Annotated in this window: 22 protein-coding genes; 14 read left to right on the top strand and 8 right to left on the bottom strand. The window is 41.9% G+C overall.

The window, feature by feature from the left end; genetic code table 11:
- Nucleotides 1-50: 50 nt before the first annotated feature.
- Nucleotides 51-794: a YqfQ family protein gene (locus NYE53_RS12540; protein ID WP_038829716.1), complete on the bottom strand. Its 744-nt coding sequence runs from the start codon at nt 792-794 to the stop codon at nt 51-53.
- A 168-nt stretch (nt 795-962) separates the two neighbouring features.
- On the opposite strand from NYE53_RS12540, the gene cshB reads away from it, so the two are divergent.
- Nucleotides 963-2279 carry a DEAD-box ATP-dependent RNA helicase CshB gene (gene cshB, locus NYE53_RS12535; protein WP_251187925.1) on the top strand — a complete coding sequence of 439 codons (1317 nt, stop codon included), beginning with the start codon at nt 963-965 and terminating at the stop codon, nt 2277-2279.
- Nucleotides 2280-2288: 9 nt separating this feature from the next.
- Complete coding sequence (locus NYE53_RS12530) at nt 2289-3182, top strand: deoxyribonuclease IV (RefSeq protein WP_009967756.1); 894 nt, start codon at nt 2289-2291, stop codon at nt 3180-3182.
- A gap of 26 nt (nt 3183-3208) precedes the next feature.
- On the opposite strand, the gene NYE53_RS12525 is transcribed toward NYE53_RS12530, so the two are convergent.
- The gene (locus NYE53_RS12525; protein ID WP_335388701.1) at nt 3209-3463 is read right to left on the bottom strand and encodes a DUF2624 domain-containing protein; all 255 of its coding nucleotides are present in this window, start codon (nt 3461-3463) and stop codon (nt 3209-3211) included.
- 115 nt (nt 3464-3578) lie between these two features.
- On the opposite strand from NYE53_RS12525, the gene NYE53_RS12520 reads away from it, so the two are divergent.
- Nucleotides 3579-4460 (top strand): YitT family protein, encoded by an 882-nt coding sequence (locus tag NYE53_RS12520; RefSeq protein ID WP_003230077.1) that lies wholly within the window; start codon nt 3579-3581, stop codon nt 4458-4460.
- A 137-nt stretch (nt 4461-4597) separates the two neighbouring features.
- Nucleotides 4598-5035 carry a zinc uptake transcriptional repressor Zur gene (zur, locus tag NYE53_RS12515; RefSeq protein WP_070547543.1) on the top strand — a complete coding sequence of 146 codons (438 nt, stop codon included), beginning with the start codon at nt 4598-4600 and terminating at the stop codon, nt 5033-5035.
- Between the two features lie 42 nt (nt 5036-5077).
- Here zur and NYE53_RS12510 read toward each other — a convergent pair whose 3' ends face one another.
- Nucleotides 5078-5659, bottom strand: a complete 582-nt coding sequence (locus NYE53_RS12510; RefSeq protein ID WP_003246215.1) for a nucleotidase — start codon at nt 5657-5659, stop codon at nt 5078-5080.
- Nucleotides 5660-5791: 132 nt separating this feature from the next.
- On the opposite strand from NYE53_RS12510, the gene NYE53_RS12505 reads away from it, so the two are divergent.
- Nucleotides 5792-6181: a DUF308 domain-containing protein gene (locus tag NYE53_RS12505; protein WP_339244966.1), complete on the top strand. Its 390-nt coding sequence runs from the start codon at nt 5792-5794 to the stop codon at nt 6179-6181.
- A 25-nt stretch (nt 6182-6206) separates the two neighbouring features.
- On the opposite strand, the gene ispG is transcribed toward NYE53_RS12505, so the two are convergent.
- The 3 genes from ispG to NYE53_RS12490 form a co-directional block, all read right to left on the bottom strand.
- Entirely contained in the window at nt 6207-7340 is a 1134-nt protein-coding gene (ispG, locus tag NYE53_RS12500) for a flavodoxin-dependent (E)-4-hydroxy-3-methylbut-2-enyl-diphosphate synthase (RefSeq protein WP_010886567.1), read from the bottom strand.
- A 122-nt stretch (nt 7341-7462) separates the two neighbouring features.
- The gene (locus NYE53_RS12495; protein ID WP_003230087.1) at nt 7463-7762 is read right to left on the bottom strand and encodes a LysM domain-containing protein; all 300 of its coding nucleotides are present in this window, start codon (nt 7760-7762) and stop codon (nt 7463-7465) included.
- 94 nt (nt 7763-7856) lie between these two features.
- Complete coding sequence (locus NYE53_RS12490; protein ID WP_015384107.1) at nt 7857-8618, bottom strand: DUF1189 domain-containing protein; 762 nt, start codon at nt 8616-8618, stop codon at nt 7857-7859.
- Nucleotides 8619-8727: 109 nt separating this feature from the next.
- Here NYE53_RS12490 and NYE53_RS12485 point away from each other — a divergent pair, with 109 nt between their 5' ends.
- The 9 genes from NYE53_RS12485 (at nt 8728) to pstB (NYE53_RS12445) (ending at nt 18228) form a co-directional block, all read left to right on the top strand.
- Complete coding sequence (locus NYE53_RS12485; RefSeq protein ID WP_004398518.1) at nt 8728-9210, top strand: DUF456 domain-containing protein; 483 nt, start codon at nt 8728-8730, stop codon at nt 9208-9210.
- Nucleotides 9211-9390: 180 nt separating this feature from the next.
- On the top strand, nt 9391-9999 hold the full coding sequence (gene sodA / locus NYE53_RS12480) for a superoxide dismutase SodA (protein ID WP_004398583.1): 609 nt from the start codon (nt 9391-9393) through the stop codon (nt 9997-9999).
- A 109-nt stretch (nt 10000-10108) separates the two neighbouring features.
- Complete coding sequence (locus tag NYE53_RS12475) at nt 10109-11401, top strand: MFS transporter (protein ID WP_003230095.1); 1293 nt, start codon at nt 10109-10111, stop codon at nt 11399-11401.
- Between the two features lie 113 nt (nt 11402-11514).
- On the top strand, nt 11515-13665 hold the full coding sequence (gene pbpA / locus NYE53_RS12470) for a penicillin-binding protein 2A (RefSeq protein ID WP_080529551.1): 2151 nt from the start codon (nt 11515-11517) through the stop codon (nt 13663-13665).
- A 155-nt stretch (nt 13666-13820) separates the two neighbouring features.
- Nucleotides 13821-14723, top strand: coding sequence for a phosphate ABC transporter substrate-binding protein (locus tag NYE53_RS12465; RefSeq protein WP_014477353.1), 903 nt, complete (start codon nt 13821-13823; stop codon nt 14721-14723).
- Between the two features lie 68 nt (nt 14724-14791).
- Nucleotides 14792-15721 carry a phosphate ABC transporter permease subunit PstC gene (gene pstC, locus NYE53_RS12460; protein WP_251187928.1) on the top strand — a complete coding sequence of 310 codons (930 nt, stop codon included), beginning with the start codon at nt 14792-14794 and terminating at the stop codon, nt 15719-15721.
- Nucleotides 15721-16605: a phosphate ABC transporter permease PstA gene (gene pstA, locus NYE53_RS12455; RefSeq protein WP_339244962.1), complete on the top strand. Its 885-nt coding sequence runs from the start codon at nt 15721-15723 to the stop codon at nt 16603-16605. Before pstC ends, pstA begins: the two co-directional genes overlap by 1 nt.
- Nucleotides 16606-16625: 20 nt before the next feature.
- Entirely contained in the window at nt 16626-17435 is an 810-nt protein-coding gene (gene pstB, locus NYE53_RS12450; RefSeq protein WP_251187929.1) for a phosphate ABC transporter ATP-binding protein PstB, read from the top strand.
- A 10-nt stretch (nt 17436-17445) separates the two neighbouring features.
- Nucleotides 17446-18228 (top strand): phosphate ABC transporter ATP-binding protein PstB, encoded by a 783-nt coding sequence (gene pstB, locus NYE53_RS12445; protein WP_327829290.1) that lies wholly within the window; start codon nt 17446-17448, stop codon nt 18226-18228.
- 29 nt (nt 18229-18257) lie between these two features.
- Here pstB (NYE53_RS12445) and NYE53_RS12440 read toward each other — a convergent pair whose 3' ends face one another.
- Both NYE53_RS12440 and NYE53_RS12435 read right to left on the bottom strand, forming a co-directional pair.
- Entirely contained in the window at nt 18258-18722 is a 465-nt protein-coding gene (locus NYE53_RS12440) for an endolytic transglycosylase MltG (protein WP_024571927.1), read from the bottom strand.
- Nucleotides 18719-19072 (bottom strand): hypothetical protein, encoded by a 354-nt coding sequence (locus NYE53_RS12435; protein ID WP_014477348.1) that lies wholly within the window; start codon nt 19070-19072, stop codon nt 18719-18721. The genes NYE53_RS12440 and NYE53_RS12435 overlap by 4 nt, the downstream gene beginning before the upstream one ends.
- Between the last annotated feature and the right edge of the window lie 65 nt (nt 19073-19137).

The following is a 19137-nucleotide window of genomic DNA, read 5'->3' as shown; positions in this document are numbered from 1 at the left end:
CATTCTTCTGATCTCATTATAGCCAATCTCACTTCAGATATCAAAGAATGTTAAATATATAATCTCGGTTTTGAACTGCCTGATGTTCTTTTCGGAGCAGGAGAGGCAGCTTCCTTTTTCTTCGGGGCGGATGTTTTTGATTCTTGTTCTTTATTGTCAGTTGTTTTAGATTTCTTGGGGAGAGAAGAACTTTTTGGTTTTGATTTTTTGTTCCCATCTGAGGTTTTTGTTTCAGTCTCTTTTTCTTTTTCTGATGATTCTTCTGAAACGGATTGTTTTTCACTTTCCTCATTGGCCTCTGTCTCAGTATCATCACTTTTACTTAATTGGCTGTACAGCTTCATCATTGCTGGCAGATTGCGGACTAATGGGCCGTACTGCTGGATCATAGGGGTGACTTGCTGCGCCATGCCGAGTACTTTTTGCACATTTCCAAGCATACTGGATAATGATGCAGGATTGGCGATATTTTGAATGCCTTGCAGGCCAGCACCTCCGCTCGCTGCGGCACCTGCTCCTGGAACTCCGGGAACTCCGGCGCTGCCAGCGCCTCCTCCGCCGGGTAGGAATCTTGACAGCATTCCTTTTAAGCCTCCGCCTGCACCTGCACCATTTCTCGCTCCGGCATTTGCCTGAGGAAGAAATTGTCCGGCTTGCTGAAAACCTTGCTGCTGTGCTCCAAATGAAGGTCCTCGCATATTAGGCGGTCTTCTGCCCATCATTCGCTGATTTGGCATGGGGCGGGGCGGTCCGGGCTGTGGGTAATTTCTCATTGGCTGCTGCGGTGAAAACATACTTGTACCTCCTTTCAGCTCTCTCTGCTATTAGAATATGCATGGGCTGCGGTATTTGCTTTACATAACTGAATAAAACAAACGCCTTGCAAACGTGGTGTTTTTAAGCAAAATCGGGTATAATGTGATGATGGACACATAATGTGCCGCTTTAAGGAGCTGGGAAAAATGAAAGAAACGAAATTTGAACTTTATGAATTGAAACCATTTATTATAGATGCAGTACATCGCCTTGGTTTTTACGAACCGACTGATATCCAGAAAAGGCTGATTCCTGCAGTGTTAAAAAAAGAAAGCGTCATCGGCCAGTCTCAGACGGGTACCGGAAAGACTCACGCTTATTTACTGCCTTTATTAAACAAAATCGATCCTGCTAAGGATGTCGTTCAGGTAGTCATTACGGCTCCGACAAGAGAGCTAGCCAACCAGATTTATCAGGAAGCGCTTAAAATCACGCAGGGTGAGGAAGGCAGTCAGATTCGCTCGAAATGTTTTATCGGAGGCACTGATAAACAAAAATCAATTGATAAATTGAAGATACAGCCGCATCTTGTTGTCGGTACACCCGGACGGATTGCTGACTTAATCAAAGAACAGGCGTTAAGTGTTCATAAAGCGGAATCTCTTGTTATTGATGAAGCGGATCTAATGCTGGACATGGGATTCCTTGCAGATGTAGATTACATCGGTTCCCGCATGCCTGAGGATCTGCAAATGCTTGTGTTCTCAGCGACCATACCGGAAAAGCTGAAACCATTCTTGAAGAAATACATGGAAAATCCGAAATACGCCCATGTGGAGCCAAAACAGGTGACTGCTGCGAAAATCGAGCATATCCTCATTCCTTCGAAACATCGTGACAAGGACAAGCTTCTTTTTGACATCATGTCGCATCTGAATCCATACCTGGGGATTGTGTTTGCCAACACGAAAAATACGGCTGACCATATTGCCCAGTATCTGACTGGCAAAGGCATGAAAATCGGCTTGCTGCACGGCGGATTAACACCACGTGAGCGGAAAAAAGTCATGAAGCAGATCAATGATTTGGAATTCACATATATCATTGCAACTGACCTTGCCGCAAGAGGTATTGATATTAAAGGTGTCAGCCATGTTATCAACTATGAGCTGCCGGATGATCTCGATTTCTATGTTCACCGTGTGGGCAGAACGGCTCGTGCCGGCTCATCAGGACAAGCGATGACCATTTATGAGCTTACTGATGAGGATGCATTAGTAAGACTTGAAAAAATGGGCATCGAATTTGATTACTTAGAGCTTGAAAATGGCGAATGGAAAAAAGGCGATGACCGTCAGCGCCGCAAAAAGCGTAAAAAAACGCCGAATGAAGCGGATGAAATTGCTCATCGTCTCGTGAAAAAGCCGAAGAAGGTTAAGCCTGGGTATAAAAAGAAAATGAGCTATGAGATGGAGAAAATCAAGAAAAAACAGAGAAGAAACCAATCTAAGAAAAGAAAGTAGGGGAACCTGTTGCTGAGAATAGGCTCACACGTCTCTATGAGCGGAAAACATATGCTTCTGGCTGCAAGCCAGGAAGCAGTCTCTTATGGGGCGAATACGTTTATGATCTATACAGGCGCACCGCAAAATACGCGCCGAAAGAAAATTGAAGACTTAAATATAGAAGCAGGCCGGGCACATATGCAAGAAAACGGCATTGACGAGATTATCGTACACGCGCCTTATATTATTAATATTGGCAACACGACAAATCCGTCCACTTTTGAGCTGGGTGTTGATTTTCTTCGTTCAGAAATTGAACGGACAGCGGCCATCGGAGCGAAGCAAATTGTCCTTCATCCTGGCGCTCACGTAGGGGCAGGAGCTGAAGCTGGCATCAAAAAAATTATTGAAGGCTTAAATGAAGTGATTGATCCGAATCAAAATGTCCAGATTGCATTAGAAACAATGGCTGGAAAAGGATCAGAATGCGGCAGAAGCTTTGAGGAGCTTGCGCAGATTATCGAAGGCGTTACACACAATGAGCAGCTGTCAGTGTGCTTTGACACGTGCCATACACATGATGCCGGGTATAACATTGTCGAAGACTTTGACGGAGTGCTAAATGAGTTCGATAAAATCATTGGCATTGACCGTATTAAAGTGCTTCATATCAATGACAGCAAAAATGTCAAAGGTGCGAGAAAAGACCGCCATGAAAATATTGGCTTTGGTGAAATAGGTTTTGACGCACTGCAATATGTTGTTCACCATGAGCAGTTAAAAGACATTCCAAAAATTCTTGAAACACCATATGTCGGTGAAGATAAAAAGAACAAAAAACCGCCATACCGTTTTGAGATTGAAATGCTGAAAGAAAAACAATTTGATGATACATTGCTCGAAAAGATTTTACAGCAATAAAAAATGGGGGATAACACCCCCATTTTTTAGCTTGTAAATTGTTTGAATAGTTCATTAACTGTTTGAGCTGTTTCTTTCGATGTAATCGTCTCTACTTGTTTCAGCAGCCGCATTCGTTCACTCTCATTAAAGATGTTTACATTTTTCCCGTATAACAGGTTCGCTACTTCAACGGCCTGCGATCTTGTTAAGCTGATTCCGTATTGTTTTGAGTACTTCATCAAATCATCAGCAGTAGCCTGATTAAGCCGCTGTAAAATAATTCTTTGAAATAAAATCATCGGTCATTCCACCTCCAGACTTAATGTATGGGCAAATCAGTAAAATGTGTCAGTGTTTAATGGTAAAATAGATTTATAATGTATTTAAAATAGTTATTGCAGGAAAGGAGATTTTATGACCCCAACAAAACAACATAAGAAAGAAACATTTACCCATTTTATTTTCAGGGTCTTTATGATTCTGGTAGGAGCTGCATCTGCGGCTGTAAGTATTGAATTATTTTTAATCCCCAATGATTTTATTGATGGCGGGATTATCGGTGTATCACTTATTTTAGACCACCTCTTTATGTCAAACCCCTTTCTGAATTTCGCTTTTTTCGTTGTCATATTAAATATTCCTTTTATGATCTTCGGATATAAATATATCGGTAAGACCTTTCTAGTCTCTACGTTTATAGGGATTGTCGGGCTTGCCGTTATTGAATCCTCACTTCACCATGTAGAAGCCATTACAACCCAGCCTATTTTGGCTACTGTGTTCGGAGGTCTTTTACTCGGCTTTGGCGTCGGGCTTGTTATTCGAAACGGAGGTTCAATGGATGGTACAGAAATTCTCGGTATTTTGCTGACCAAAAAACTCCCGTTTTCAGTAGGTGAGTTCGTTATGTTCATCAATGTGTTCATTTTCATTTGGGCAGTTTTTGTGTTCGGTCCTGAGCAAGCGATGTACTCTTTCATGACTTATTATATTGCGATGAAAACGATTGATGCCGTGATCCAAGGGCTTGATGAAACAAAAGCTGTCATTATTGTGTCTGAGCAGTATGATGAGATTTCCGACGCGATTTTGCACCGTCTCGGTCGGGGCACAACGAAGCTGAAGGGGAAAGGCGGGTATACGGACGAAGAAAAAGACGTAATTTACGCGGTTGTCACAAGGCTGGAAGTGACAAAGCTCAAATCGATCGTGTTTGAAGTTGATCAAAATGCATTCATAACAATTATGAATACTCATGAAACGAGAGGCGGAAAATTCAAAAACGCAATCCACTAGGCTTTCATTTACTTTTATTCATTTTATGGGTATAATTTTATCTGCAGTAAAGAAAATGGCTTGCTGGACAGACAGCTGCCATTTTCTTTTTCATACATGTGATACGTTCTTAAGCAAAGCGAAAAGGGGGACCCTTCATGAACGTACAAGAAGCGCTGAACCTACTAAAAGAAAACGGATATAAATATACAAACAAACGGGAGGATATGCTGCAGCTTTTTGCTGATTCAGACAGATATCTTACCGCTAAAAATGTACTGTCTGCACTGAATAATGATTATCCAGGCTTAAGCTTTGATACAATCTACAGAAATCTTTCTTTATATGAAGAACTTGGGATTTTGGAAACAACTGAGCTGTCCGGTGAAAAGCTCTTCCGATTTAAGTGTTCATTCACCCATCACCACCATCATTTTATTTGTCTTGCCTGCGGCAAAACAAAGGAAATTGAATCATGTCCGATGGACAAGCTTTGTGATGATTTGGATGGCTATCAGGTCAGCGGACATAAATTTGAGATTTACGGCACATGCCCTGATTGTACAGCGGAAAACCAAGACAACACTACTGCGTAAAATGCGTATATATGAAAAAGGGGCCCGGTTTGGGCTCCTTTTTCAGTTATTGACGCGTATTAAGTGATGCTTGTTGTTGTTCATCCATTGAACGGCTTCTAGCCAGTTGTTTACTCTGATGATGTTTGAATCAATCGGAAGCTGATTATAAGGGGAATTGAACAAAATCACCGGTATCCCGGCTTCTTTCGCAATCATCATGGCGTTACCGTGATGATCCTCAAAAAACAGGTCGATGTTATGATTCTTGACCGCTTCAACTTTGTGATGACCGCCAACGAGTTCGATGTGGTCATAATGAATGTTTTGTCTGTCAAACCATTCATAGGTAATATCAGTTAAATGAGTCCGTCTCGCTGTAATATAAATAAGCTTGTGCTCCTCTTTGAGAAGATCAAGTGACTGTTTCGCATGCTGTGCAAGCAATGCTTCCTTATATATGATCGCTTCATTTTGATTCATCCAATCCCAAAATTCTTCCTGGGTAATGTTTAACAGCTTTGTTAAATCATAATCCGTCATATCGTTTAATGAAATGGAAAGATTAAACGAACGGTTCAAATAAGGGACGAATGTATCCTGAGCCGTGATTGTGCCGTCAATATCTATTCCTAAGCGTAACATGCCCACACTCCTTCAGTTTCATCCCTTCAAGTGTAACATAAACAATTGACATTAACAGAAAAGTTTAGCAAACATGAATCAGGCAAAATGGATCAAACTATAAAAGCTCCTTTAATAAAACAGAAGGGGGAATTGAAGGTGGCAAACGATTACGAAAAGCGTGATAACAACAATTACTATGTTGATCATGGATCTGAAGGGACAAATATTACCCGCGACAATGACGGTTTTTTTGAGGAAACAGCTGCTGAAATCGCAGAGCCTTATCGTGCTGCTGACCGCAGCAATGACCAAGACAATGATCGCAGCGGCGGCAATGTCAATGAAGGACGGGGAATAGGGTACATCGCTTTAGCCTTGTCCATCATTTCATTGTTTGTACTGCCTGTTTTATTGGGAGCTGCCGGTATTATTGTCGGCTATATCGCAAGAAGAAGAGGTGCTCAAGGCCTTGGAGCCTGGGCAATGGGTATCGGTGTCGTTTCATTAGTGCTTGGAATATTTATTATTCCATTTTTCTAACACAAAAAAGCTTGACGGGTTCCCGTCAAGCTTTTTGTGTTTCTTCTTTTAATTTTGCTTTTTCAGCTTCAAGTTTTGCGTAGTGTTCCTCAGCAAGAATGTCAATTTCTTTTTTGAGTTCTTCTACCATCGTTTCCTCTGGAACCTTACGGACAATTTTCCCTTTCCGGAACAGCAGTCCTTCACCGCGTGCGCCGGCGATTCCGATATCTGCTTCTCTCGCTTCACCAGGTCCGTTTACAGCGCAGCCGAGAACAGCAACTTTAATCGGCGCTTTTATTTTAGAAATATACTCTTCCACTTCATTGGCAATGCTGATTAGATCAATCTCAATACGGCCGCAAGTCGGACATGAGATGAGCGTGGCAGCATTGGAGGCTAAGCCGAAAGATTTCAGAAGCTCCCTTGCTACTTTTACCTCTTCTACAGGGTCTGCGCTTAGTGAAATGCGCATGGTGTTCCCGATGCCTTTGCTTAAAATGGCGCCGAGTCCTGCTGCGCTCTTTACTGTGCCGGCAAACAGCGTTCCTGACTCGGTGATCCCGAGGTGAAGCGGGTAGTCAAACGCTTTCGCCGCTTTTTCATAAGCCTCGATTGCAAGGTTCACGTCAGAGGCCTTCATGCTGACAATAATATCGTGAAAATCAAGATCCTCAAGAATTTTAATGTGATGAAGTGCGCTTTCTACCATTCCATCGGCAGTCGGATAACCGTATTTTTCTAAAATGCGTTTTTCCAATGAACCGGCGTTTACTCCGATTCTGATCGGAATGCCTTTGTCTTTGGCCGCTTTAACAACCGCTTCAACTTTTTCGCGCCGGCCGATATTGCCGGGGTTGATTCGGATTTTATCTGCGCCGCCTTCAATGGCTTTCAACGCAAGTTTATAATCGAAATGTATGTCAACAACGAGAGGAATGGAAATGCGCTTTTTAATATCCGCAATGGCGTTTGCTGCCCGTTCATCCGGACATGCTACCCGAACGATTTGGCATCCGGCTTCAGCCAAACGGTTAATTTCCGCAACCGTTGCTTCTACATCATGTGTTTTTGTTGTTGTCATGCTTTGGATGACAACTTCATTGTTGCCGCCTATTGTTAAAGGTCCCACTTTGACGGGACGCGTTTTTGTACGATGTGTGATTTCACTCACTTGCAATCGCTCCTTAATTGTAGTTGCCGCTTCTAGATATAACAATTCTAGTATGGTTTATGTGAATTTATTTTACAAATTACATTGTAACAGTGTCTTCGCCGAACTGACAAGAAATTAACGTTAAATTAAGGGTAGACCGGGAATTTATACGCTGTTCCCGCTTGAATGGCATTGGCTTTCACATTTGGATTCAGTGCTTCAAAATCCTTTACAATGTCATCCGGAGAACCTGCTGATCCGACTATCGACATAACCGTATCACCCGGCTTTACCTTCACCGTTTTATAAGCCGGTTCTTGTACAGCCGTTTTTGCTGATGCTTCATAGACAGGGAGGTCCTGAATGGGTATGGTTCCAATTTTAAGGTCATAAAAAAGAATAAAAAGTATAAAAACAATGCTGCATACTAAGGTGAGACGCTTCATCGCTTTTCCTCCCGCATACGAAATTTTATATCATAGTATGCTTGTCCATTTCGATTCATGACAAAAGAAAAGAGACTGCGAATGCAGCCTCGGTTTATACAGCAGCTTTTTTGGACGGAATCTCTTTTAAAACGAGAAACAGGATGACAAAATTGACAAACCAGTTCAGCAAAAATTCACTTGGTACGGTTGCTTCTAATGCCCGCATGATTGTAAAGAATACAGTTGAAAGGGTGATGGAATAAGCAGAAAGCTTCCAGAGCTGATGATAGGATAAATGTTTTTTCTGCGAATTCTTAATGATTAACCCGATAAGCGCTAAAAACGATACTTCAATAAATTTTCCCGCTGCTGTTACGAGAAAAATAAGAGCTGAGAGAACAGTTACAATCATCGCTTTATTTTGGTTTAACCCTGCAATGACATCTTTTTTCTGTAACTCTGATGGCATCATTGAGTAAGACATTTCTTGGGCTTGTCCGTCAATGGCCAAAACAAATTTGTTCTGAAGGATGCCGATCGCGTTTTGCTTTGCTTCAATTTGTTCAGTGCCATAGGAGTCTGTCGGATCGAACACGATAACGAAACCATTTGCTTGAGATTCCGTGGCTTTTTTCTCATCCGTTTGAAGTTTGCCGTTTGAAATTGTGAAATCAGGGAAATCTTTGTTTAAAACAGTTTTAAAGCCGTTCATTGATTTTACGGTCCCTGTACTTACATAATAAGCGGTAGGGATTGCAAACAGGACAGAGAGCAAAAATACATAAAGAATCGCTTTTCCGATTCCTTGAAATCTTGTTTTTGCAATATCACGGGGAGAGTATGTACTTTTAATGAAAAGCTGAAACACATTCACTATCTTCACTTCCTAGCTAAACTAATATATGTTGCTTATTGTATCGTTGCATGCGTGTGAATACAAGGAAGACATGAAGAAGACAGAGTAAAATGGGAGGATGGAAGCTATGGATATGTTGTATTGGCTGTTGATTGCAGCGGTTTTTATCATTGCCTTTATCGGGCTGGTGTATCCTGTTATTCCGAGCGTAGTATTTATTGTTGCCGGATTTGTATTGTACGGATTTTTATTTTCCTTCAGTCCGTATTCTTATATGTTCTGGCTTGTTGAGGCAGTTTTTGCCGCAGTATTATTCGCAGCAGATTACGTGTCGAATCTGCTTGGAGTAAAAAGGTTCGGGGGAAGCAAAGCTGCCATATGGGGAAGCACGATCGGTTTATTAATCGGGCCTTTTGTCATTCCGGTTGCAGGGATCATATTGGGACCGTTTATCGGGGCTGTTTGCGCAGAACTTATCGTCCATCAGAAGGACTTAAAGTCAGCGTTTAAAATTGGCCTCGGCTCACTCATTGGTTTTTTAACAGGGGTTATTGCAAAGGGCATCATACAGCTTTTGATGATCGGATACTTTTTATGGACGGTTCTATAAGAAATGCTGGCGGCAGGTTTAATGGGGCAGATTATCGGTTAAAGTGAAATATGTCCGCTGAAATGAGCTAAATCGTGAGCTTTTTCATTGATTACAAAGCATTCTTTTGTTACATTGAATGAAGAAAGGCTCGCTGTGAAGCGGCATTTCAGTACATATATACACTAAGGAGGAATTATCATGGCTTACGAACTTCCAGAATTACCTTATGCGTACGATGCTTTAGAACCGCATATCGACAAGGAAACTATGACTATTCACCATACGAAACACCACAACACATACGTGACAAATTTAAACAAAGCGGTTGAAGGAAACACTGCTCTTGCCAACAAATCAGTTGAAGAGCTTGTTGCAGATCTTGATTCTGTTCCTGAAAACATCCGCACTGCAGTCCGCAACAACGGCGGCGGGCACGCGAACCACAAATTATTCTGGACACTTTTATCTCCAAACGGCGGAGGCGAACCGACTGGCGCGCTTGCTGAAGAGATCAACAGTGTATTTGGAAGCTTTGACAAATTCAAAGAGCAATTCGCAGCAGCAGCAGCTGGACGCTTCGGTTCTGGCTGGGCATGGCTTGTTGTGAACAACGGTAAACTTGAAATCACAAGCACGCCAAACCAAGATTCTCCGCTTTCAGAAGGCAAAACGCCTATCTTAGGGCTTGACGTTTGGGAGCATGCTTACTACCTTAACTATCAAAACCGCCGTCCTGATTACATTTCAGCATTCTGGAATGTTGTAAACTGGGACGAAGTGGCTCGTCTATACAGCGAAGCAAAATAATGGCACAAACAAGGTCCTCATTATGGGACCTTGTTTTTTTTTTATGTCTTCTTTTTACATATCTCGGTTTGAGTGAGACAGACTAAGGGATAGTAAAGGGGAGTCAGTAATGAGCAAACTAAAAAAAGTGATAGGCGATGTAGACGTAAACAAAGGGTTACTCTTTCTGCTGACCATTGGCGGGCTTTATTCGCTGGGAATTGCACTGTCCAATACATTTGTTAATGTGTATCTTTGGAAGCAGTCAGGGAAATTTATTGATTTGGCGATATATAATTTATCCATTGTGACAATGCAGCCGATAACCTTTTATTTGGCTGGACGGTTAGCCAAAAAAATAGACAGGGTATTCATTTTAAGGTTCGGCGTCATTTTTTTAGCTGCCTTTTATTTAAGTGTGCTTTTAGCCGGAGAAACGGCGGCCAGCCGCCTCGTGCTAATCGGCGCGGTGCTCGGAGTGGGCTATGGCTTTTATTGGCTAGCGTTTAACGTGCTGACCTTTGAAATAACAGAGCCGGATACGCGAGACTTTTTCAACGGGTTTATGGGCATTCTGTCTTCCTCTGCAGGAATGATCGGCCCGATTGTAGCCGGATTTGTGATCTCAAGGCTTGAAAATAATACGGGTTATACAGTGATTTTCAGTCTCTCTCTCAGTTTATTTGCCCTGGCTGTCGTGATGAGCTTTTTCTTAAAACGGAGAGAATCAAAGGGCCGTTTTATGCTGAGCAAAGTATTTGGAGAGCGTCATAGCAATATGAATTGGCGGAGAATCACGAATGCGCATTTTTTTCAGGGTTTGAGAGAAGGGATTTTTGTCTTTTTAATCAGTGTGTTTGTATTTATTGAGACAAACAGCGAACTTGCTCTCGGTACATTCGGTCTTGTCAATTCAGCTGTTTCCTTCTTTGCCTACTACTTTGCATCCAGGCTGATTAAGAAAAAGGCGAGAAAAAAATCGATTTTGCTGGGCGGACTTATTTTGTATGGCGCGCTGTTTTTGATTCTGTTCCATATGAGCTTTTCGACATTATTAACGTACGGCGTTTTCATTGCCATCGGCTATCCTCTGTTGCTTGTGCCATATGTATCACTTACATATGATGTGATAGGGCGCGCGAGGCATGCAAGAAAAGCAAGAATTGAATATATCGTGCTTAGAGAAATGTTCTTGAACGCCGGCAGAATTGTTTCCATTTTGTGCTTTCTCCTGATTGTGGCCCTTCTGAAAGAGGATGTGGGAATTCCTTTGTCACTTGCGATATTGGGTATAGGACATCCTTTGATTTATTACTTTGTCAAGGATATCCGTTTTAAGGAGAAAGAAGGGGAAAATGAAACCATGGAAGAAGACGGCCAAAAACGGGTAACAGAACCGACCCTTTTAAAAGGCGAGAGATAATTTTTTTGCCAAAAAGGGGTTATCTGTAGAAAAAAGTCGAAAAAACCTTTAAAATGAAAACTGGCACTCTTACTTGAGTGTCTTTTCTTTCTGTAAATAGAAAAGGTGATGTTATGAGGAGAAATAAACCAAAAAAGCAAAATCATAAAGAGAAAAAGAAGTCGCTTCCGATCCGGCTGAATATTTTATTTTTAGCTGCCTTTGTTATATTTACCTGGATTATTGTGGAACTGGGCATCAAGCAGATCGTGCAAGGCGATGATTACAAAAACCAAGCGAATAAGCAGGAACAAAGTGAAGTCAGCTCAGCGGTACCACGCGGGAAAATTTATGATCGAAACTTTAATGCCATTGTGACAAATAAGGCTTTAAATGCAATCACATACACGAGATCTAAATCGACCACGCAAGAACAGCGCTTAAAGATCGCAAAAAAGCTGTCTGACATGATCAAAGTCGATACAAAAAAAGTAACAGAACGGGATAAAAAAGATTATTGGATTTTGACTAGACCGAAAGAAGCAAAAAAGCTCATTAGCTCTAAAGAAAGACAGCAGGTTGAAGACAAAAAAATATCCGATGACGATTTATACCAGCTTCAGCTAAAACGGATTACTGATAAGCAGTTGAATGAATTGACGGATAAAGATATGCAGATCCTCGCTATCAAAAGACAGATGGATTCGGGCTATGCATTGACCCCTCAATATATCAAAAACGAAGATGTATCAGCGAAGGAAATGGCAGTGGTAAGTGAACATTTAGACGAACTGCCAGGTGTTGATGTCACGTCCGATTGGGAACGTGAATATCCGTATAAAAACCTTCTTCGCTCAGTGCTCGGAAGTGTTTCCAGCTCTAATGAAGGATTGCCGTCCAACTTGCTCGAGCATTACCTGTCGCTTGGCTACAGCCGAAATGACAGGGTCGGAAAAAGTTATCTGGAATACCAATATGAAAGCCTTCTGCAGGGCCAAAAAGCCAAAGTCGAAAATATCACAGATTCAAACGGCAATGTCACGGGAACAAAAACGGTATCTGAAGGCAAAGCCGGTAAGGATCTCGTGCTTACGATTGACATTGATTTGCAAAAAGAAGTGGAAAAAATCATTGAGAAGAACCTCAAATCTGCTAAAGCAAGACCAAGCACGCAATTGTTAGACCGGGCATTCGTTGTCATGATGGACCCAAGAAACGGTGAAGTGCTTTCAATGGCGGGCAAGCAGATTAAACAAGAAAATGGGAAATATAAAATTGATGATTACGCTTTAGGTACAATGACGTCATCTTATGCCATGGGATCAGCGGTCAAAGGCGCAACAGTCTTGACAGGCCTTCAAACCGGTGCCATCAACCTGAATACAGTTTTTCAGGATGAACCATTGTATATCGGTCAGGATAAAAATGGTAAAAAATCCTGGACTACTTTAGGACCTGTTAACATTCAAAGAGCCTTAGAGCAGTCTTCCAACGTATTTATGTTCAAAACAGCGATCGCGCTCGGAAAAGGTGAATATAAACCGCACCAAGCTTTACCGATTGATACGACGGCCTTTGATACGTTCCGTAATTACTTCAGCCAATTTGGACTGGGTGTCAAAACTGGAATTGATCTTCCGAATGAAATGACAGGCTATAAAGGAACAGACAGATTGACGGGATTCTTGCTTGACTATGCGATCGGGCAATACGACACGTATACACCGCTGGAACTTGCGCAATACGTATCAACGATTGCAAACGGCGGATATCGCTTAAAGCCTCAGCTTGTAAAGGAAGTCAGAGAACCTGATGCTAAAAGAGGGATCGGTGCTGTCGTACAATCCGTTCAGCCGGAAGTGCTGAATAAAATCGACATGAAGAGTGAATACATTAAAGAGGTTCAGGCCGGATTCAGACGGGTAATGACAAAAGGGACAGCTGCCAGTCAATTTGCTTCAGCGTCATATCAGCCTGCCGGTAAAACAGGAACAGCACAATCGTTCTATGATGGACCTGATAAATCAAAAACAGGAACAGCGACTTATAATACGACACTTGTTGCCTATGCACCGGCTGATAATCCTGAGATTGCGATCTCTGTAGTAGTCCCTTGGGCTTATATTGATTACAGCGCTAAATATACCATTACAAACGAAATCGGCAGGGAAGTAATGGATAAATATTTTGAGCTGAAATCGAAGCAGGACAAAGAAGATACTCAGCAAAAGAATAAAGACAAAATTGAAGAAAATGCAGAAAACACAACGTCTTCTGATAACTAAAAAGAAACGCTCACATGATGTGGGCGTTTTTTTTTATACAAAAAAACGCACTGATTTACAAAACCTTAACATTCGGTTCAAACCCTTTTTACATAGAACCTTTACTCTATACGTGTAGGACAAATTACACAATATACGCAGGGGGAATTCAGGAAATGAAAAAAAACAAATTGGTGCTTATGCTTCTGATGGCTGCATTTATGATGATTGCAGCTGCATGCGGAAATGCAGGAGAAAGTAAAAAATCGAATAGCGATTCTGCAAAAGGAGAAGAAAAGGCATCAGGTTCTTTAACCATTTCTGGTTCATCGGCAATGCAGCCACTAGTACTTGCAGCCGCGGAAAAATTTATGGAAGAAAACCCTGATGCTGACATACAGGTACAAGCTGGCGGTTCTGGAACAGGGCTTTCTCAAGTCTCTGAAGGAGCTGTTCAGATCGGGAATTCAGACGTTTTTGCAGAAGAAAAAGAAGGCATCAATGCAAAAGCGCTTGTCGATCATCAAGTCGCTGTAGTTGGTATGGCAGCAGCTGTAAACCCTGATGCTGGTGTGAAGGATATTTCAAAAGATGAATTGAAAAAAATCTTCACTGGCAAAATTAAAAACTGGAAAGAGCTCGGCGGCAAAGACCAAAAGATTACACTTGTAAACCGTCCTGATTCTTCCGGCACACGTGCTACATTTGTAAAATATGCGCTTGACGGAGAAGAACCAGCAGAAGGCATTACTGAAGATTCCTCCAACACGGTGAAAAAAATCATTGCTGATACTCCGGGAGCGATTGGATATCTTGCATTCTCATATTTAACAGATGACAAAGTAACTGCTCTATCAATTGATGGTGTAAAACCTGAAGCGAAAAATGTCACAACTGGCGAGTATCCGATCTGGGCTTATCAGCATTCTTATACAAAAGGTGAAGCGACAGGTTTAGCTAAAGAATTTCTTGATTATCTAAAGAGTGAAGACATTCAAAAAAGCATTGTTACTGACCAAGGCTACATTCCAGTTACTGATATGAAAGTGACACGTGATGCCAACGGGAAGCAAAGCTGATCTTAATAAAAAGAGGAGTGCGGGGACAACCGTTTCTCCTCTTAACACATTCATAGGAGTGTAAAACAATGATAAACAATAGAGAAAATATGTCTGTGAGCGAGCGCTTAATCAGCTCTAGGCAAAATCGGCAATTGGATGAAGTTCGGGGAAGAATGATAGTCACAGCTTGTGCACTGATTATGATTGCGGCATCTGTTGCGATTACCATTTTCCTCGGCGTTAAGGGGCTGCAATCTTTTCTTGTAAATGGTGTAAGCCCAATTGAATTCTTAACGAGCTTAAATTGGAATCCTACAGATAGTGATCCGAAATACGGAGTGCTGCCATTTATTTTTGGCTCATTTGCAGTAACGATTCTTTCTGCTCTAATCGCTGCGCCGCTTGGCATTGCAGGTGCGATTTTTATGACAGAGATTGCCCCGAATTGGGGAAAGAAAGTGCTGCAGCCGGTGATTGAGCTTTTAGTCGGTATTCCATCTGTTGTTTATGGATTCATAGGTCTTACAGTATTGGTGCCGTTTATCGCCCAGTTCAAATCGAGCGGAACAGGGCACAGTTTATTGGCGGGAACGATTGTCCTTTCCGTCATGATTCTGCCGACGATCACATCGATTTCTGCTGATGCAATGGCTTCTCTTCCGAAGAGTTTACGAGAGGGTTCTTACGCGCTCGGTGCGACAAGATGGCAGACGATCAGAAAAGTACTTGTGCCTGCAGCTTTTCCAACATTGATGACAGCTGTTGTGTTAGGCATGGCTCGGGCGTTCGGTGAAGCTTTGGCTGTTCAGATGGTCATTGGAAATACAAGAGTATTGCCGGAAAGCCTGTTTGATACTGCGGGAACGCTGACAACGATCATCACGCTGAATATGGGCCACACCACATACGGAAGTGTTGAAAACAATACGCTGTGGTCAATGGGGCTTGTGCTTCTGGTAATGTCATTCCTGTTCATCATGCTTATTCGCTACTTGTCATCTAGGAGGAAAGTGTAATGAACCGCAAAATAACAGATAAACTGGCGACCGGAATGTTTAGTTTGTGTGCAGCCATTATTGCTGCCATTTTAGTAGGTTTGTTTTCCTATATTATTATAAACGGTGTTTCTCAGCTCAGTTTTCAATTTATTACAACAAAATCGAGCGCCATTGCAGCTGGAGGAGGCATACGAGATCAGCTGTTTAACTCCTTTTATATTTTGTTTATTACAATGCTGATTACAATCCCGCTCGGTGTGGGCGGCGGAGTCTTCATGGCTGAATACGCGCCTAATAACAAAGTAACTGACTTCATCAGAACATGTATAGAGGTGCTTTCATCTCTTCCGTCTATTGTCATTGGGATGTTTGGATTATTGATGTTTGTCAACTTAACAGGCTGGGGATATACGATCATAGGCGGGGCGCTTGCGTTAACTGTTTTTAACCTTCCTGTCATGGTGCGTGTGACAGAAGACGCGATCCGTTCAGTCCCTAAAGATCTGAAGGAAGCCTCTCTCGCTTTAGGTGTATCACGCTGGCATACCGTAAAAACCGTTTTAATTCCAAGTGCGATTCCTTCTATCATCACAGGAGCAATTTTAGCGTCAGGAAGGGTGTTCGGGGAAGCGGCCGCATTATTATTTACGGCAGGCCTGACAACACCGCGTCTTAATTTTACGGAGTGGAACCCGTTTTCGGAAACATCACCGCTTAATATTTTCAGGCCCGCTGAAACACTTGCGGTCCACATTTGGAACGTCAATACACAAGGAATGATTCCGGATGCTGAAGCGATTGCCAACGGTGGTTCTGCCGTGCTGGTGATTTCTGTTCTTGTGTTTAATCTCGCGGCGAGATGGCTTGGCACGATGATCTACAAAAAGCTTACGGCAAATTAGAACGGAAAGAGGCGAAAAACATGGCTGAACAAATGGTAAAAGAAAAACCTGAGCGAGCTGTTATTGTTCCGAAGCAGAACCACGTGCTTGAGGTCAAAGATCTGTCTATTTTTTACGGAAATAAACAAGCCGTTCATCATGTAAACATGGATATTGAAAAAAATGCGGTGACTGCTTTAATTGGGCCGTCGGGATGCGGAAAATCTACTTTTTTGAGAAATATTAACCGAATGAACGATTTAATTCCATCTGCAAGAGCGGAAGGTGAAATCCTTTATGAAGGATTAAATATATTGGGCGGCAATATTAACGTTGTCAGCTTGAGAAGAGAAATCGGAATGGTTTTTCAAAAACCAAATCCATTTCCGAAGTCGATCTATGCGAATATCACACATGCATTGAAATATGCCGGAGAGCGGAATAAAGCTGTTTTAGATGAAATTGTGGAAGAAAGTTTAACAAAAGCGGCCCTCTGGGATGAGGTGAAGGATCGTTTACATTCATCCGCACTCTCGTTATCCGGCGGCCAGCAGCAGCGTTTATGCATCGCGAGAACGCTTGCGATGAAGCCGGCTGTTCTTCTGCTTGATGAACCAGCTTCAGCGCTTGATCCGATTTCAAATGCAAAAATAGAGGAATTAATTACAGGATTGAAAAGAGAATACTCAATTATTATTGTCACGCACAATATGCAGCAGGCTCTGCGGGTTTCTGACCGGACGGCATTCTTTTTAAACGGCGAGCTTGTAGAATACGGACAGACCGAACAGATTTTCACGAGTCCGAAAAAGCAAAAGACAGAGGATTATATTAACGGGAAATTCGGATAGGAGGGCGGCAATGAGTATTGCTACCGAAGCTGTAATGAAACAGGAAGTCTATCAAGTCAATGGAATGAACTTATGGTATGGACAGCATCATGCTTTAAAAAATATCAATTTGAGCATTTATGAAAATAAAGTTACGGCGATTATCGGGCCATCCGGATGCGGGAAATCGACCTTTATCAAGACATTGAATTTAATGATTCAAATGACGCCAAATGTAAAGCTTGCAGGTGAGCTGAACTATAATGGCAGCAACATTTTAAAGGATAAAGTGGACATCGTGGATTTGCGAAAAAATATCGGTATGGTATTCCAAAAAGGGAATCCGTTTCCGCAATCTATTTTTGATAATGTGGCTTACGGACCGAGAGTCCACGGCACCAAAAATAAGAAGAAGCTTCAGGAAATTGTGGAAAAGTCATTAAAAGACGTGGCGTTATGGGATGAGGTGAAGGATCGATTGCATACGTCCGCGCTATCGCTGTCAGGGGGCCAGCAGCAGCGTCTTTGCATCGCCAGAGCACTTGCGACCAATCCTGATATTTTGCTGATGGATGAACCGACATCTGCACTAGATCCAATCTCAACGAGAAAAATTGAAGAACTCATTCTAGAGCTGAAAAATAAATATACAATTGTCATTGTCACGCATAACATGCAGCAGGCAGCAAGGGTTTCTGATCAAACCGCCTTTTTCTACATGGGCGAGCTTGTTGAATGCGACAATACGAATAGAATGTTCTCTAATCCGAAGGACCAAAGAACGCTCGATTACATTTCAGGAAAGTTTGGATGAAAAAAAACAGGCTGAGTCAGCCTGTTTTTTTATCGTGTTAACGTTTTTACGATCTTTTTGAAACTCATGTCTGATTTTACTTTAAACTCGCCGGCACGAATTTCTTTGTGATAGCCGGCATCAATGACATAGTCATTAAAGTCTTGAGCCGAAGAGATAATGCCCTCTTTTTCAAGAATAGCAGATACATCGGCAGTGCTCATGCCGTCTTTAATGGTGAGCTTGTACGTTTTGACTTTGTCTGATTTCGTGTCTGAGCCGCTGTCATTGTTTAAGGATTTCTCTTTTGAATCGAGAAGTTTTTGATATTCATCACGGTTCACAGAAACCAATTTTTTAGAATCAAGATAATTGTTCACGTCTTGTTCGGTTACTGTCTTATTTTCTTTTACAGCAGCGGCTTGGTCTTCGTCAGTCAGATAAAAAACAGCTGCAAGAACGGCTGTCGCTAAAATGATGCCGCCAGCAAATGCCTGAATGCCCCGTTTTGTCATACGAGCACCTTCTCATTATCTTTGATAATCGTATTCACGTCTTCCACTGATACATGCTCAGCTTTAGCAATCGCTTCAGCTGACATACCGTTATTATATTTAGAAAGTATTTGTTTAGCGATTTTTTGATTGATGTCGCTCTGCTTTGATTTGCGAATGACAAGGTTTGTTTCCAGTAATTCTTCCTCAAGCACTGTCATTTTCTTTTTGAGCTTGTAAATTTCCTGCATCGCAGAAAGCTGCAGTGTTTCGAGCTCCTGTTCTACATCTTTCATCGGGTCTCTTTGAGAATATGAGAATGCAATTAGCGCTATACTGACGATAAACAACGCAATAATAGCAATTTCCACGTTTCATCACCTTCTATTCTTTTTTTATCCTTCTTTTTTATACCATAAAACCAATAGTTTCTAAA

This window comes from Bacillus sp. FSL R5-0523, assembly GCF_037975295.1.
GTDB lineage: Bacteria > Bacillota > Bacilli > Bacillales > Bacillaceae > Bacillus > Bacillus subtilis.
This window is presented reverse-complemented; position numbering and strand designations above follow the sequence as displayed.